A 16,418-nucleotide genomic window follows, 5' to 3' on the forward strand; every position below is an offset into this window, starting at 1 on the left:
AATGGACATTATTCTTGGTGTAGTGATGTTTACTCTGATCGTACTTGCACTAGTACTAGTGATTCTTTTCGCTAAGTCTAAGCTTGTACCAACAGGTGACATTACAATTTCTGTGAACGATGACCCTTCTCTGGCGATCGTTACACAACCAGGTGGTAAGCTACTGAGTGCTCTAGCAGGTGCTGGCGTATTCGTATCTTCTGCTTGTGGTGGCGGTGGCTCATGTGGTCAGTGTCGCGTAAAAGTTAAATCAGGTGGTGGCGACATCCTACCAACCGAGCTTGACCATATTACTAAAGGTGAAGCGCGTGAAGGTGAGCGTCTAGCGTGTCAGGTTGCAATGAAAACTGACATGGATATCGAGCTTCCTGAAGAAATCTTCGGCGTTAAGAAGTGGGAATGTACTGTTATCTCTAACGATAACAAAGCGACATTCATCAAAGAGCTTAAGCTACAAATTCCAGATGGCGAATCAGTACCTTTCCGTGCTGGTGGTTACATCCAGATTGAAGCTCCTGCTCACCACGTGAAATACGCAGACTACGATATTCCTGAGGAATACCGTGAAGACTGGGAGAAGTTCAACCTTTTCCGCTACGAGTCTAAAGTTAATGAAGAGACCATTCGTGCATACTCTATGGCTAACTACCCAGAAGAGCACGGTATCATCATGCTTAACGTTCGTATCGCAACTCCGCCGCCGAACAACCCAGACGTACCACCAGGCATCATGTCTTCGTACATCTGGTCTCTAAAAGAAGGCGACAAGTGTACTATTTCTGGTCCATTTGGTGAGTTCTTTGCGAAAGATACAGATGCAGAAATGGTATTCGTTGGTGGTGGTGCTGGTATGGCTCCAATGCGCTCACACATCTTCGACCAACTTAAGCGTCTGCACTCTAAGCGTAAGATGTCTTTCTGGTACGGCGCACGTTCTAAGCGTGAAATGTTCTACGTAGAAGATTTCGATATGCTACAAGCTGAGAATGACAACTTCGTATGGCACTGTGCACTGTCTGATCCACTTCCAGAAGATAACTGGGATGGTTACACTGGCTTTATTCACAACGTTCTTTACGAGAACTACCTACGTGATCACGAAGCGCCAGAAGACTGTGAATACTACATGTGTGGTCCACCTATGATGAACGCTGCTGTAATCGGCATGCTGAAAGATCTAGGTGTAGAGGATGAAAACATCCTACTAGATGACTTCGGTGGTTAATTCCTCCAAGTGATTGAATCTATGGCTAGCTCTCCAAGAGAGCTAGCCATTATTTTTTATAGACATAAAACTGATACTCAACAGTTGATATAGGTAATCGGATTGAAAGGATTGATCCTATTTCCCATATCAATTCAACAACATTGGGAGTTAACAAGTGAAAAAGTGGCTTGTTGCATTTGCTTCTCTATTGATTTTGGCTGGCTGTGAGCAGCCTGCAGATCAAATTCATTTAAGTGGCCCTACCATGGGGACTTCTTACAACATCAAGTATATCGAGCAAGATGGTATTCCAACGCCAAAAGCGATGCAGACAGAAATTGATCGCTTATTGGAAGAGGTTAATGACCAAATGTCGACCTATCGTGACGACTCAGAGTTAAGTCGTTTTAACCAGCATCAAACGAGCGAGCCATTTATAGTTTCGACACAAACAGCAACGGTAGTGAAAGAAGCAATTCGTCTTAACGGTCTTACTTTAGGTGCGTTGGATGTGACTGTCGGCCCTCTAGTTAACCTGTGGGGGTTTGGTCCAGAAGCTCGTCCAGATGTAGTTCCAACCGACGAAGAACTCGCTGCTCGTAAAGCAAATACCGGTATTCATCACCTATCTGTTGATGGTAATAAGCTGTCCAAAGATCTTCCTAACTTGTACGTCGACCTATCGACAATTGCGAAAGGTTGGGGGGTTGACGTGGTTGCTGACTACCTTCAATCTGAAGGGGTACAGAACTTTATGGTTGAAGTTGGCGGTGAAATGCGTCTCAAAGGTGTCAATCGTGAAGGTGTGCCTTGGCGTATCGCAATTGAAAAACCGACCGTTGATGAACGTTCAATTCAAGAAATTATTGAACCAGGCGACATGGCAATTGCAACAAGTGGTGACTATCGTAATTACTTTGAGAGTAATGGTGTGAGATACTCTCATATTATTAATCCACGAACAGGCAAACCAATTCATCATAAAGTGGTGTCTGTAACGGTATTAGATAAATCGTCGATGACTGCTGATGGTCTTGCAACTGGTCTTATGGTGCTAGGTGAAGACAAAGGCATGGCAATTGCGAACGAAAATAATATTCCTGTTTTCATGATTGTGAAAACGGAAGATGGTTTTAAAGAGTTGGCTTCGGAAGCATACAAGCCATTCATGAAGAAATAACAACAGAAGTGAGCATGTTTTTATGAATACATTTCTAATTACCTTTGCTGTGTTTGTCGCGGTAATCACTGCAATGGCTGTCGGATACATTTTCCAAAAGAAAGTCGTGAAAGGTAGCTGCGGTGGCTTAGGGGCAGTTGGTATCGAAAAAGTGTGTAATTGTCCAGAACCCTGCGATGCGCGTAAAAAACGTGAAGCGCGCGAGGCTGCGCGTGCTGAGAAATTGGCGGCGTGGGAAAAAGATAGAATTGCTTAGTATTGGTTAATCGTACTAAGAAAGTGATAAAGCTCAGCGTTCTGCTGAGCTTTATTTTTAGGCAGCTAACCAAAGCTCAGATGTCCGAGAAAGAGCCCAATACCGTGTTTTGTTGTTTCTTTCTCTCATGTTACAGAGCAAGACCACACTGATAGTCATTAGGACGAAGAAATGATTTGGTTACGTCCGTTCTCTTTGGCCATGTAAAGTCGCTCATCCGCCACTTTTATTTGTTGTTCCAGCTCCCCCTCGATGTTGCTTACACCAATACTCGCGGTCACAAGAATGTTTTTGTCCAAATAAGTTATTGGCGTTTTTTCTATGCGCTGTCTCATTTGTTCTAAGCGTGTTAGAAAGCCGTCATAGTCGCCACTGGCTTGAATACAAAACTCCTCGCCACCAAGCCTAGCGACAATATCATTTGGAAAATAGATTTTTAGAATATTCGCTATCATGACTAACACTGCATCGCCGCCCTCATGTCCGTGTGTATCATTTACTTGCTTAAAGAAATCGATATCAAGCATCGCGATGTTTCTTTGAGCGTTTTCTACATGGGGTTGCTCAAACAGAAAGCGGCGGTTCCATAAGCCCGTTAGCGCATCTTGATTTGCCATTTTAAACAGTTCAGATGTTGCGTCTTTGATATCTAACAGTTGGTGAATACGGCAAAAAAATTCTTCTTGATTAAATGGCTTGTATAAAAAGTCATTGGCCCCTGCTTTTAGAAACCTAGCCGTCATGGTCTTAGAGTTACTACCCGACAAGCCGAGAATGGCTAATTGATTTTTATCCCACTTCCGACGTAATTCACGCACCATAGTAATGCCATCTTTAACGGGCATATCATGGTCGGTTAAAACGAGAGTGATATCTGGATTTTGCTCGACAAGCTCTAGGGCTTTTTGCCCATTGTCAGCTTCCAACGTCTGAATATATTGATGCTCCAAAAGTTGGGCAATGTGTCTTCTTACGGTGTGTGAATCATCAACGACTAAACATTTGTGTTGTTGATTGTTGGTTAGTCGCTTGAGGAGTGGTAATAGATAGGAAACGGACGCCATGCTGTCTTTCAAAATATAGTCGAGGACACCTTTTGCAAGCATCTTTTCGCGAGTGTCTTCTTGAAATCGAGCCGTTAAAACAATGACACGATGACCATGTTCCAAAACGAGGTCAATAATCTCGCCATCTTGAGCATCCGGTAAACAATAGTCTAAAACCGCACAGAAGAGGTCCTGTGCTGAAGATAACAAGTTCTTTGCCTCCGCGTAGCTTTCCGCTGCGATGACCTCATAACCAGCTTGGCTTATTGTTTGGCAAAGAAAGTTTTTAAATGCACGACTATCTTCAACAACCAGAATCTTATTACTCAAGCGCAGTCCCCAAAATTAATTGTTTAAAATCAATGATAACTAAAATTAAACTTATCGCCATCAAAAAACACATGTCAACCAAAAGTAGAACAACTACTCAAATGTTTGACACGCATCCGTTAACATCACATCATTATTCCTGTCTTAGTTATATAATTATGTTTAGCTAACGTAGGGAGAAAGTAGTATGGAAATGCATCAACATGGTATGGCTGAGCTATTTCAACAACTGGGCCTCGGTAGCTCTCCTCAAGAAATGAAAGATTTTATTAATCAACATCGACACAAAAGAGATTCTGCTCCTTTACATGAAGCTAGCTTTTGGACGATGTCACAGGCGAACTTTCTAAAACAAGCCATCGAAGAAGATGCAGATTGGGCCGAATTAGTCGATCAATTGGACGTAATGCTTCGAGATTGACGTTCGCTTAAACACGCCCATTTCTCTTCAGGTAGATTTGATTTATACTGTTTTTTTGAACAGTGCTTTGATGGCTATGTCAGATCGAATTAGAAAAATTATTCATGTCGATATGGATTGTTTTTATGCTGCCGTAGAGATGAGAGATAACCCCAGTTACCGTGGCATTGCACTCGCTGTTGGCGGACATGAAAAGCAGCGTGGAGTGATTAGCACCTGTAATTATGATGCGCGTAAATATGGTGTTCGCAGTGCAATGTCAACGGCGCGCGCGCTGCAACTCTGTCCTCATTTGTTGGTTGTGCCCGGTAGAATGCATGTATATAAGCAAGTCTCTCAGCAGATTCGTGCTATTTTTGAGCGTTATACGCCTATCATTGAACCTCTCTCATTGGATGAAGCATACCTCGATGTCACGGACTCGACAGCTTGCCGTGGCTCCGCTACGTTGATCGCAGAGTCAATTCGCCGCGATATCTGGAGTGAACTTGGGTTGACGGCATCGGCGGGCATTGCTCCGATAAAGTTTCTTGCCAAGGTCGCGTCAGACATGAACAAGCCCAACGGTCAGTTTGTGATTCCGCCAGAGAAAGTCCAAGAGGTTATCGATAGTCTTCCGCTAGAGAACATTCCTGGTGTGGGGAAGGTGAGTCTTGAGAAGCTCCACCAAGCCGGTTTTTATCGATGTGAGGACATTAAAAACAGTGACTATAGAGAGTTGTTGAGGCAGTTTGGTCGTCAGGGTGCCTCCTTATGGCAGCGAAGCCATGGAATTGATAATCGAGAAGTCGTTGTTGAGCGCGAGAGAAAGTCCGTCGGTGTGGAAAGGACATTCAGCCAGAACATCGCAACCTATGATGAATGTTGGCAAGTGATTGAGGAGAAACTTTATCCTGAACTCGAGAAACGTTTAGAGCGTGCAAGCCCAGATAAGTCGATTATTAAACAAGGTATTAAAGTCAAATTTGCCGACTTTCAACTGACAACAATTGAGCACATCCATCCGCAATTAGAGCTTGAGGACTTCAAGACCTTGCTAAGAGATATTCTTAAACGCCAAAATGGACGGGAAATTCGCCTTTTAGGCTTGAACGTGATGCTCAAGCCCGAAGACCAAGCGCGTCAATTGAGCTTTTTTTAGGCCCTTACCGTTTCTACCTGCGTTAATACCTGCTCAAAACTTACATTTGCCATTGCACCATAACCTGCTAGCTTTGAGGCTTTTAGCTGGCTAATCAAAGGAGTGCTGATTCCGCACAAGAAGCGAGCAACGGCATCATTACTGATGGCCGATGGGGAAAGCTGAATAAACTCCCGCGCCCATATCGATACTTGAGATTGTTCAATATCTTCAGGTTCTGGTGCTGTGAATGTGGCGACGTGACCACGACACACGGAGCAGTGACCACATTGCTTTGGTGCATCGTGATCCGCAAAGTAGTTCGCCAATTGTGAGCTCAAACAGTGCTCGGACTGGAACAAGTGCAGCATGGTGTGGATTCTTTCGATATCTTTGCTTTCTTTGGATTGGAACAGTTCAGACAGTTGTTGGATTAAAACATCCGAGCTCTGTTTGGTTGGCATAACTGAGTACACGTCCGTCAGTTGTTTGCTCTCTAGTTCTATCCAGCCGTTCTGGTGAAAATAGTCGAGCGCTGCGACAACTCGGCTGCGTTCCGATTGATAGTTCATCCATAGCGCTTCTAGATCAACTTGGCACCACACTTTGGCTTTTTGTGAGCAGGAAAAAATAGCCTCCACAAATTGACGTCGCTCGCCTTGAAATTGATTCACAATAAATTGCTGATCGTGCAAAAACTTAAACCGATATTCCGCAAAGTAACTGTACTTTGCTTCAATGACGTTATGTAGCTCCAAATAAACCAACAAGGTTTTGAGTGGCAATTGGCGGATATTACTTTCACGCGACAAACGCAGTGGCACTACCTCCCATTGTGGAGCATGTTCTTTCGCTTGCTCGACTACATAGTTAATTGACGTAAATTCTGGTGTGTCACCATAGACAAAATTCTCCAACACCGTTAGGCCGGACGTATTGCCTAGCAGAATGCACTCCGAGCGTTGCCCGTCCCTGCCTGCACGTCCAATCTCTTGTGCGTAGTTCTCGATTGATTTGGGTAAGTCGAAGTGAATGACGCGTCGAATATCAGATTTATCGACCCCCATACCAAATGCAATCGTTGCAACAATACAGTCAATTTGGCCATCCATGAACTGCTGTTGGATTTGTTCACGAACGTCGCTTTTCATGCCAGCGTGGTATGCGTGAGCGTTAATGCCAATATTGATTAATGACTTTGCTACTCGTTCTGCTGTTTGCTGCTGCGTCACGTATACGATGGTCGGAAGCTTAGGTGAAGAGGCGATGATCTCACTGAGCTGTTCTTGTTTCTTTGTTTCCTCACACGGGATCACCGAGATATCCAGATTAGAGCGGTAGAAGCCTGTAACGGTAATATGTTCACTGGAAATATCGAACTTTTTTTGCATGTCTTCAATAACTGCAGGCGTTGCCGTTGCGGTGAGAAGTAAAGACTGTGGGATGTTCAGTTCACGTTGATATTGCGGTAGTTTGAGATAATCTGGACGAAAGTTATGCCCCCATTCGGAAATACAGTGCGCTTCATCAATGACCATCAAAGAAATCGGTACTTGGCGAATGAATTCACGAAAACGCTCATTTTTTAGTCGCTCAACAGAAATCATCAAGATTTTGATTTGTCCATTCTTCACGCCAGCCATGACCTGTTGTGCTTCTTCTCTACTTTGACTGCTATCGATAGAAGCGGCCGCGATTCCTTTACTTTGTAAAAAGCTCAGTTGATCCTTCATTAACGCCAACAACGGAGAGATCACCAACGTAAGGTTGGGTAATATGGTTGCAGGTAGTTGATAACAGAGTGACTTCCCCGAGCCTGTAGGAAAGATTGCCGCAGCAGAGTAACCATTCATAACGGCTTCAATAACGGGTTGCTGACCTTGGCGTAATGAGTCAAAACCAAATACAGATTGAAGTGTTTGATGCAGCGAGTCACTTTGCATAATAGGGAAACCTTTCTTTGATGGTAAACTTGGCTACATTAACACACCCCGAATACTAAACGCGCGTCCTAAAAGTATGAACAAAGCTGACTTAGTCCAAATTATCATCCAACATCTGGAAGAAAAACTTCAAGTTGCCCATTCATCGGCTCAGCGAGCTATCGATGCCGCCACAGATGAAGAAACTGTTCCCGAGCACAAGTACGATACATTGGCACTTGAAGCCGCGTATCTTGCTCATGGACAAGCCATGCGAATTCAAGATAGTGAAGAGGAGTTGCGTCAATATCGTTCTTTAGTGACTCGTAACTTTAAGAATGCGCCTGTTGGTGTTGGTGCTTACGTTGTTCTCGCAGATGAGAATTTGATCGAAAAGCACTTCTTTGTAGGCCCTTGCTCTGGTGGTTTGACTGTTCAATATCAGACTCTGGAAGTCTTTGTCTTAACAGCCAAATCTCCTCTGGGTCGAGCGTTGTTCGGGAAAGAAGAGGGTGATGAGGTTGACGTGAAAATAGGAGATAAAACAACTTGTTACGAAGTCGTGACGATTTGCTGACATCTCATGTATTACTCAGTGTTATGTTTAACACGAGTAATGTTAAATAAAAGAGAATGACATGAAAAAGCTTTTTACACTCTCATTGCTGATGGTCAGTGCTACTGGTTATGCAGCGCAGTGTCGTGTGGACATCAATAATGAAGTCCGTATGGATGGGCAAAGCTTGGAAATTCGCCAAACGACAGGTGATAAAGCTGTCGTGGATGAGGATAACAACCTCTTCATCAAAGGTGAGCTAATTGAACTCAATGCCGACCAAAAAGCGGCAATTGAAGACTATCGCGAAAAAATGAACGCGTATATTCCACAAGCAAAGCAATTGGCGAGTGATGGTTTAGCGCTTGCGAATGATATTATTGATGATGTTGCGGAAAGCCTCGATGCACCTGGTGCGTTTGATAATGTAAAAGTCGCAGTAAAGGACTTTTTCGCTGATGTTGAATCACGTTACTACAAAGATGGTGATTTCATCCTGCCTGCGGAGAGTTTTGAGTCTATGACACAAGGGTGGACTGAAGACTTTGCAAAAGCACAAGAGATCTTCAATAAAGAGTTTTTAGCCAGTTCGTTGGATGCTTTATCGAAAAAAATGAAGGAAGAGGGAGGGATAAACCTCACTGCATTATCAGAGAGTATGGCTGAACTCAGCGCGAAAGTAGAAGAGCGTTTAGCCGAGCATTCGAAAGAGGTAGAACAACAAGCAGAAGACTTGTGCGATTCGCTGGATGACATGGCAGGGCAAGAAAACGATCTGTTGAAGAAAATCCCTGAGCTAAAAGATTACCGAGTATTTACGATTTAATTACTCATTAAAAAGCAAAAACTCGATGAGATAAAGAAAGAGAGCACTATTGTGCTCTCTTTGCGTTTTACTCGCTTATTCTTTGATAGCTTATTGCGCATTCATCTCGGTGAGCTTATCGCCGACAGGTTTTGAGAAGTTAAAGCCATCATGCTGATCCCAGTTGATAGACCATGTCATTACTCCTGCATAATTCGGGTAATGGTACGCTGGTTTAACGGTGCCACATGAAGTGCCTTTGGTTAAACAATCTAGTGCGTTGATAATATTCTGTGTTGGAGCCTGCCCTGAATTTGCCGAGCTAGGACCTGAAGGTAAACCGATTGCGACTTGATCATCGCGCAATGGTGCAAATTGAGTGCCGTCGGCCAACTCAAAACCTTCGATAAGCATTTTAGATTGCGCTACCATCATATCCACAGAGCCTTCTGGTGCACTGCTTGGCAAGTATGGGTTTGGTAAACCACCGTTGTTATATAACTGGACGTGAAGCAAGTCGAGCGTGCTGCGTGTCTCGTTAATCACAGGGATGTACGCCCCCCAAATACCGCTGTAAGCCACATAACCACCTTGAACATAAGGGTGCTCAGGCGCCATGGTTAGGTACATATCGCCACCCATGTTTTGCTCTATTTGAAGCAAAGCACGACCAAGGCGAGCTTGAATTTGCGAGCCATGAACTAAGTTAGAACCACTCTCTAAATCCACATCTAGACCATCAAAGCCCCACTCAGCGATAAGACCTGTTAGGCTAGAGACAAAGTTGGCTTAATCTTGGTCGGTATTCAGCGTAATCGTGCCTTCTGCGCCGCCAAGAGAGAGAACAAACTTCTTACCTTTAGCTTGAAGCGCTGCCATGTCCTGCTTGAATTGTGTTGGATCGAGTGCTGGACAATCGCTGTAAATATCGCCTGAATATAGATTAAAGTGCACGGTGCCATCACTGTTGCGATCATTTTCAGCAAAGGCAATATCAATCACATCCCAAGCATCTGCCATATCCGCTAGACGAATTGGACAGCCCGCTCCATTTACAAAATTGTGCCAGTAACCGATGAGTTTATGGCGTTTATCTACTTGCTCAACCACCGTTATTGCTGCGGCGTCAGACAATGCATTGCTTCCTGACAAATCCACAGCTTGGGCGCTAACAGTAAAGTTACCAAGTGCAGTTGGTGTCCAGTTGGCTGTGTAAGGTGCCGTGGTATCGGTTGCAACAATAGAGCCGTTGATCATGAAATCAACGTGTTTAATGCCTGAAGTTAAAGACGTTACATCGGCGCTTAATGCGAGGCTTTTGCCTAATCCGGCGGTCTGACCGCTGCTTGGTGAAGTCAGAGAGACGACCAAATCTTTATCGCTGACTTCCACACCAACCAGGGACTCTGACGTGTTGTTATCATTATCGGTTGCGACGGCTTTAAGCTGGTTAGCGCCAATAAGTGTGGCGTTCCAAGTAACGGAATATGGCGCTTGAGTGGTGACCCCTAAGCTGGTGTTGTTCGCAAAAAACTCAACTTGCGTGACTGTGCCATCAGCATCGCTTGCGTTTGCCGTGATTTCGTTATTGCTGCCAGCGAGCACGACTTGTCCATCCGTTGGTGCCGTAATGGTAACTTGCGGTGGTGTCGAACAAGCACCTAGGCCACTCCAAGCATCTTGCCAGTATAGCCCTTCACCAGGCTCGTAAGCCCATGTCGCATCCGAGGAGCACCAACCAGCAACATCACAACGATATTTTTGGTTGAAGTGAGAAACCAGGTCGCCAGCTTGATAACTTGTGCCTGCCACATAAGGTACTGCATCTGCACATCCGCCTGTTCCGGTTTCTGCATTACTAATAACCAGCGCTACTTCTTGGCTCATCGTTGCGAGGTTTGTATCATCAGTCGCTTGTGCTTTGAACGAGTATGTACCTGGACTCGCGGTCCATTGATACTCGTAAGGTGCACTAGTATCAATGGCGACAGATTGATTGTTTACGAAGAACTCAACTTGTGTGACCACACCATCAATATCGTCAGCTTGAGCGGCTACGGTTAGGTTATCGCCTACATTAAGCACTTCTGTGCCTACTGGGCTGGTCAATGAAATGCTTGGTGGTGGTAATTCGACTTGTGGTTGAATTTGGATAGAAATCGTCGTGGTGCTAACGGCTCCCTCATTATCTGTCGCAATTGCGGTCAATTGCGAGATCCCTTCAATAGCTGTCCAAGAAGCTTCGAATGGTGCTTGAGTTACCACAGCAACGGTTTGGTTGCCTGCAACAAACTCAATTTGTGTGATTTGGCCATCTTCGTCAGCTGCGTTGGCTAACAAAGTGATCGCACTGCCTTCGGGAATTTGTGCGTTGTTTATTGGAGAGGAGAACGACACCGTTGGTGATAAGTTGTTGCTTCCACCATCGCATTGCCCTAACGCTTTCCATGCTTCCCAAGATCCTGAGTTGGTCACGGGGTCATTGCCTTGCGTCCAATATGCAGCCTCATAAGCGGCTCCTTGCGTTTTTACTAAAGCGCCCGATGTATAAGTCGCAGTGCTGTCCCAGTCGGGTAGACTTTGACAGTTATAGGCTTGAGCTTGGTAGCTGGCGCTGAGTGCTACAACCATCGCTCCGTAAAGTAGGGTGACCTTCATTTTCCTCTCCTTGAATCATGGGTATAAATGAGAACAGAGTAATAACTAGCTGATAAATAGACATTAGGGGGAAAAAGCGAAGCACAATATTCTGCTTTTCGACACAGTATCACGAGGAACAGTTCGTCCCTTACACCAGAGCTCATTATTTTTCGGCTCACTTCACGGCAGAAGGATTGGTAAAATTCAGCCACGTAAAACGAACAACAGTCGCGAGGCTTTTGAGCGATGAATATGAGATGTACGTTAAAATTTACAAGCTGAATGACTGCAAGTTGTTTCAACTGTCGAGGATTTAACCGAGGTGCTCTTGTTGAATAGTGAATATTGCTATAGTGTACTAGTTAGCTAGTTCAATGATATTTTTGTGTGAGTAGTATGACACAGCAAACCTCTTCTCAGCCTCGCGAGCATTTTGGCTCTCGTCTCGGGTTCATCTTAGCTGCCGCAGGTGCCGCAGTTGGCCTTGGCAATATTTGGGGCTTCCCAACTCAAGCAGCCAGTAATGGTGGTGGTGCTTTCCTATTAGTTTATTTGGTGATGATTCTTATCGTCGCATTTCCGATGCTGGTGGTTGAAATGGCGATTGGTCGCCATGGTCAAGCCAACCCTGTAGACAGTATGCGTGCAATCACAGATAACCCTACCGGTAAAAAGCTCGGCGGCATTGTGGGTTGGATTGGTTTAAGCGTACCAAGCGCTGTCTTAGCGTTTTATTCAATTGTTGGTGGTTGGTTGATCTGCTTTTTACTGGGTGCAATCACAGATCTAATGGGGTTAGAAGCTGCAACTCAATGGCTAAAGGGCTTTAGTGTTGAACGTAACTTGTTCGGAACCATTACTTTTTATGTACTGACGATTCTCATCGTACAAGGTGGCGTAAAACAAGGTATTGAGAAGTGGTCCACACGTTTGATGCCAGCATTGTTTGTTCTGTTTGCTCTACTGTTTGCTTACATCATGACGCAAAACGGTGCGATGGAAGGTCTGAAACATTACCTAGTGCCGGATTTTGAAAAGGTATGGGACCGCAAGTTGATTCTTGCTGCAATGGGACAGGGCTTCTTCTCGCTTACGATCGGTGGCTGCTCAATGTTGATTTACGGATCTTACTTGAGTAAGAAAGAAAACCTACCAAAGATGGCGATGAACGTGACCATGGTAGATACTGCCGTTGCTTTCATTGCAGGGTTAGTGGTGATGCCAGCGATGTTTGTAGCAATGCAAAAGGGCGTTCAAATCTATGCAGAAGATGGCTCTCTCTTAAGCTCAGATACGTTAGTGTTTACGGTATTGCCACTAATGTTTGATAGTTTAGGTTTGCTTGGTCAATTATTCTCTATTGTGTTCTTCTTATTGCTGACGATTGCGGCGCTAACGTCTTCCATTTCAATGTTAGAGTGTCCAGTGGCTTTAGTGAGTGAGCGCTTCAATACTAAGCGCAGCGCAACGAGCTGGGTTTTAGGTGGTCTCATTGCTTTGTTCAGTGTGGTGATTGTTTATAATTTTGGTGCTCTATTTGGTATGGTCGCGACGGTTGCTACTCAATATCTACAACCAACCGCTGCGCTCTTATTCTGCTTATTTGGTGGTTGGGTATGGAATCGCAACTCAAAAATCAAAGAGCTTGAGCAAGGTTGCCCGGAGTTTACGCAAGGTTGGTTTGGTAAGTTATGGCCTGCGTATGTGAAGTTTGTATGTCCAATTCTTGTGGCGACAGTCATCTGGGCTTCATTTGGCTAACCGAGACGCCTATCGAATAAAAGAAAAGGGCTTGATGGTAACTCATCAAGCCCTTTTTCATATTGGTTATTCTCGTTTCGGTTATCCGCCAAGAATGGTGTTGATTAACGGAATTGTCCTGCTTCTGGAAGAAAGTCAAAACCAGCAGAAGCCAGTTTTGTCTCCAGTGCTGTGCGCTCGATATCGAAGAAAGCCACCAGTTTATCTAAGTCACCACCGAAGTCATCGCGTAGCTTCATATTCACAATGCTCATCAGCATGACAGGGTCCATAGATTCAAAGTTCGCTAGATTCATTACTTATCCTCAAAATCTGAAATCAGTAGGTTTGCCGCAGCAAATGCCGCTTTTTCACGCACTTCTTTAGGCAGGGACTCATCCGCTGCAACATCGTTCAGTGCTTTAACTGCACATGAAATTGCTTGGGGAATATAAGCTTGATCGCCACTACCAATCTGAGCATAAAGCTCACGAACCAGTTCACAACAGCCGTATACTTGCATGTTTTGTTTCCACTAAATGATAACTTATCTCAATATACACACAGCGGATTTGAAACTCAAAGTACAGAGTTGTTTTGGCTCAAGTTGAAGGTTTGCTTGAGCGAGATTTAATCACTGCATTTGTGCTTCTAACTGCTGAGTGACTTCTGGTGAAAGTTGAAGTTGTTTTGCTAGTTCTTGCAGATACGCTTTTTCCATAAAGTTTTGTTCATCAGCGACGATCAAAGACGCCAGGTAAATTTCTGACGCTTGTTGAGGAGAGGTCGCCTGATTAGCAATTTCAGCAGGATCAAGCGGTTTGTTTAACTCTTGCTGAACGAGGTGACGAACGTGCTCATCTGCGCCCATATCCGCGAGAGCTTGTTCAATGCGCGCCATTTCCTCTTCATCAACGTGACCATCAGCTTTTGCAGCTCCAATCATTGCTTTTAAAATTAAGACACTGTGTTTACTGTCATCGGGGTCAAAGGTTTCTTGAACACCTTGACCGGACTGTTTGGCTTGCCAGTCGTTATAAACTTTGTAGGCTAATGCTCCAAGCGCAGCAGCGCCACCGACTTTTAATGCGCCCGAGCCTATTTTCTTGGTCATTTTTTTACTTTTCTTCGAGCCCATCAGCATACCGATAAGGCCTCCGCCAACGGCACCTGCTCCTAGCGTTTTCAGGCTACTTGAGTTTGATGAGGGTTTGATGTTGTTAGTTTGTTTACCTAACGCATCAGCCCCTTGCTTGAGTAAGTCTGATTTGAGTGCTTGGTTTAGAAGACTTTTTAAATCCATAACTGACCTCCTTTAGATGATGAAATCAGTTTAATAGCAAGAAGCTGAACCAAAGATTAACAAAGTGAATAGATCTAAAGGGGAGTAGTAAGGTTGCCCAGTAATAAAAAAGGGCTGACCGAAGCCAACCCTTTCTAATTATTTGAAATTACTTCAAATGCGAACTCGTCGAGCGCTTACTTTAGTTGAGCTTTTACGTGCTCGATAATATCAGTCATTGCGACTGGCGTTTTCTCACCAGTAGCACGGTTCTTGTATTCGAAGTTGCCTTCTTTCATCGAGCGGTCACCGATAATAATGGTATGCGGTACACCAATAAGCTCCATATCAGAGAACATTACACCTGGGCGTTCTTTACGATCATCAAATAGTACTTCGATGCCCATTGCCGTTAGCTCAGCGTACAACTTCTCAGCGGCTTCTTTTACTTCTTCTGACTTGTGCATGTTCATTGGAACGATCGCAACCTGGAATGGTGCGATTGCATCTGGCCAGATGATGCCGTATTTGTCATGGTTTTGCTCAATAGCAGCCGCTACTACGCGAGTGATACCGATACCGTAACAACCCATTTCTAGGATGACGTTCTTACCATCAGGACCCAGTACACCACAGTTCATCGCTGCGGAGTAAGCGTTACCTAGTTGGAAGATATGGCCAACTTCGATACCACGCTTAAGCTGGATAATGCCCTTGCCACATGGGCTTGGGTCACCTTCCACAACGTTACGTAGGTCTTCAACTTGGCCAAGCTCTACATCACGACCCCAGTTAATACCGAAGTAGTGTTTGCCATCGATGTTCGCGCCCGCACCGAAGTCGCTCATTACCGCAACGCTGCGGTCAACAATGAACGGCAGTTTAAGGCCAACAGGGCCAAGTGAACCTGGGCTTGCACCGATAAGCGCACGAATTTCTTCTTCAGATGCCATTTCCAGTGGAGCTGCAACCTGAGGAAGGTTTTCTGCTTTCACTTCGTTCAGTTCATGATCACCACGAATAATAAGCGCGATGATTGGCGCATCAACTTCGTCAGATGCTTTCACAAACAGTGTTTTCACTGTTTTTTCAATTGGTAGTTCGAACTGCTCAACCAATTCAGCGATTGTTTTCGCGTTTGGCGTATCAACCAACGTCATTTCTTGTGTTGGTGCCGCAGCCTCAGAGGCTGGAGCTAGTGCTTCTGCTTTTTCAATGTTTGCCGCGTAATCTGACTCGCTAGAAAATGCGATGATATCCTCGCCGCTTTCAGCCAGTACGTGGAACTCTTGAGAGCCGCTACCACCGATAGCACCGCTATCTGCAAGTACAGGACGGTAATCCAGACCCATGCGATCGAATGCTTTACAGTAAGCATCGTGCATTGCGTCGTATGACTTTTGTAGTCCGTCTTTATCAATGTCAAAGCTGTACGCATCCATCATTGAGAATTCACGTGAACGCATTACGCCAAAACGTGGGCGTCGTTCGTCACGAAATTTAGTTTGGATTTGGTACAGATTTAGCGGAAGCTGTTTGTAAGAGCTCACTTCATTGCGAACAAGGCTAGTGATCACTTCTTCAGCGGTTGGGCTAAGTACAAACGGACGAACATGACGGTCAGTAAAGCGAAGTAGCTCAGGGCCCATCTTTTCGCTGCGGCCTGTCTCTTCCCATAGTTCAAACGGCTGAACAACGGGCATCAAAGTTTCGACTGCGCCTGCATTGTCGATTTCTTGACGAACGATGTTTTCGACTTTACGCAGTACACGTAGACCAGTAGGTAGCCAGGTGTATAAACCTGAAGCCAGCTTACGGATCATACCTGCACGTAGCATGAGCTGGTGGCTCACTACTTCTGCGTCGTTTGGAGTCTCCTTCAGAGTAGAAAGAAGATAATTACTGGTACGCAT

14 protein-coding genes and 1 pseudogene are annotated in these 16,418 nt (G+C 44.8%); 8 read left to right on the forward strand and 7 right to left on the reverse strand.

Annotated features, from left to right (window positions below):
• Nucleotide 1 precedes the first annotated feature (1 nt).
• The 3 genes from nqrF (at nucleotide 2) to nqrM (ending at nucleotide 2,643) form a co-directional block, all read left to right on the forward strand.
• Nucleotides 2-1,225, forward strand: coding sequence for an NADH:ubiquinone reductase (Na(+)-transporting) subunit F (gene nqrF, locus R7Q41_RS12475; RefSeq protein WP_005380271.1), 1,224 nt, complete (start codon nucleotides 2-4; stop codon nucleotides 1,223-1,225).
• Between the two features lie 157 nt (nucleotides 1,226-1,382).
• A complete protein-coding gene (locus tag R7Q41_RS12480) occupies nucleotides 1,383-2,387 on the forward strand; it encodes an FAD:protein FMN transferase (RefSeq protein ID WP_005391755.1) in 1,005 nt (334 codons plus the stop codon).
• A gap of 22 nt (nucleotides 2,388-2,409) precedes the next feature.
• A complete protein-coding gene (nqrM, locus tag R7Q41_RS12485; RefSeq protein ID WP_005380273.1) occupies nucleotides 2,410-2,643 on the forward strand; it encodes a (Na+)-NQR maturation NqrM in 234 nt (77 codons plus the stop codon).
• A gap of 158 nt (nucleotides 2,644-2,801) precedes the next feature.
• Here the strand turns inward: nqrM and R7Q41_RS12490 are convergent, their stop codons facing one another.
• Nucleotides 2,802-4,019 (reverse strand): response regulator, encoded by a 1,218-nt coding sequence (locus tag R7Q41_RS12490; RefSeq protein ID WP_005380276.1) that lies wholly within the window; start codon nucleotides 4,017-4,019, stop codon nucleotides 2,802-2,804.
• Between the two features lie 187 nt (nucleotides 4,020-4,206).
• Between R7Q41_RS12490 and R7Q41_RS12495 the strand changes: the two genes are divergently transcribed.
• Together R7Q41_RS12495 and dinB are read left to right on the forward strand one after the other, a co-directional pair.
• Nucleotides 4,207-4,440 (forward strand): DUF2789 domain-containing protein, encoded by a 234-nt coding sequence (locus R7Q41_RS12495; RefSeq protein WP_005380277.1) that lies wholly within the window; start codon nucleotides 4,207-4,209, stop codon nucleotides 4,438-4,440.
• A gap of 76 nt (nucleotides 4,441-4,516) precedes the next feature.
• On the forward strand, nucleotides 4,517-5,581 hold the full coding sequence (dinB, locus tag R7Q41_RS12500; RefSeq protein ID WP_054576341.1) for a DNA polymerase IV: 1,065 nt from the start codon (nucleotides 4,517-4,519) through the stop codon (nucleotides 5,579-5,581).
• Here dinB and R7Q41_RS12505 read toward each other — a convergent pair.
• Nucleotides 5,578-7,503 carry an ATP-dependent DNA helicase RecQ gene (locus tag R7Q41_RS12505; RefSeq protein ID WP_054576291.1) on the reverse strand — a complete coding sequence of 642 codons (1,926 nt, stop codon included), beginning with the start codon at nucleotides 7,501-7,503 and terminating at the stop codon, nucleotides 5,578-5,580. The two genes, dinB and R7Q41_RS12505, sit on opposite strands and share 4 nt — an antisense overlap.
• A gap of 76 nt (nucleotides 7,504-7,579) precedes the next feature.
• Between R7Q41_RS12505 and R7Q41_RS12510 the strand changes: the two genes are divergently transcribed.
• Nucleotides 7,580-8,059, forward strand: coding sequence for a GreA/GreB family elongation factor (locus R7Q41_RS12510; RefSeq protein WP_005380280.1), 480 nt, complete (start codon nucleotides 7,580-7,582; stop codon nucleotides 8,057-8,059).
• Nucleotides 8,060-8,120: 61 nt separating this feature from the next.
• Nucleotides 8,121-8,864, forward strand: coding sequence for a YggN family protein (locus R7Q41_RS12515; RefSeq protein ID WP_005380283.1), 744 nt, complete (start codon nucleotides 8,121-8,123; stop codon nucleotides 8,862-8,864).
• A gap of 90 nt (nucleotides 8,865-8,954) precedes the next feature.
• Here the strand turns inward: R7Q41_RS12515 and R7Q41_RS12520 are convergent.
• Nucleotides 8,955-11,501: pseudogene (locus tag R7Q41_RS12520) on the reverse strand (Ig-like domain-containing protein).
• 378 nt (nucleotides 11,502-11,879) lie between these two features.
• On the opposite strand from R7Q41_RS12520, the gene R7Q41_RS12525 reads away from it, so the two are divergent.
• On the forward strand, nucleotides 11,880-13,244 hold the full coding sequence (locus R7Q41_RS12525) for a sodium-dependent transporter (RefSeq protein ID WP_033905531.1): 1,365 nt from the start codon (nucleotides 11,880-11,882) through the stop codon (nucleotides 13,242-13,244).
• 104 nt (nucleotides 13,245-13,348) lie between these two features.
• Here the strand turns inward: R7Q41_RS12525 and R7Q41_RS12530 are convergent, their stop codons facing one another.
• The 4 genes from R7Q41_RS12530 to R7Q41_RS12545 all read right to left on the reverse strand — a co-directional run bounded on the left by R7Q41_RS12530 (nucleotide 13,349) and on the right by R7Q41_RS12545 (nucleotide 16,418).
• On the reverse strand, nucleotides 13,349-13,540 hold the full coding sequence (locus tag R7Q41_RS12530; RefSeq protein ID WP_005380289.1) for a DUF4250 domain-containing protein: 192 nt from the start codon (nucleotides 13,538-13,540) through the stop codon (nucleotides 13,349-13,351).
• On the reverse strand, nucleotides 13,540-13,746 hold the full coding sequence (locus R7Q41_RS12535; RefSeq protein WP_005391765.1) for a YaeP family protein: 207 nt from the start codon (nucleotides 13,744-13,746) through the stop codon (nucleotides 13,540-13,542). Before R7Q41_RS12535 ends, R7Q41_RS12530 begins: the two co-directional genes overlap by 1 nt.
• Nucleotides 13,747-13,857: 111 nt before the next feature.
• Nucleotides 13,858-14,526 carry a tellurite resistance TerB family protein gene (locus tag R7Q41_RS12540; protein WP_065274767.1) on the reverse strand — a complete coding sequence of 223 codons (669 nt, stop codon included), beginning with the start codon at nucleotides 14,524-14,526 and terminating at the stop codon, nucleotides 13,858-13,860.
• Nucleotides 14,527-14,702: 176 nt separating this feature from the next.
• Complete coding sequence (locus R7Q41_RS12545; RefSeq protein WP_065274766.1) at nucleotides 14,703-16,418, reverse strand: proline--tRNA ligase; 1,716 nt, start codon at nucleotides 16,416-16,418, stop codon at nucleotides 14,703-14,705.

The organism is Vibrio sp. 2096 (assembly GCF_033339595.1).
In the GTDB taxonomy this organism is placed as follows: Bacteria; Pseudomonadota; Gammaproteobacteria; order Enterobacterales; family Vibrionaceae; genus Vibrio; species Vibrio alginolyticus.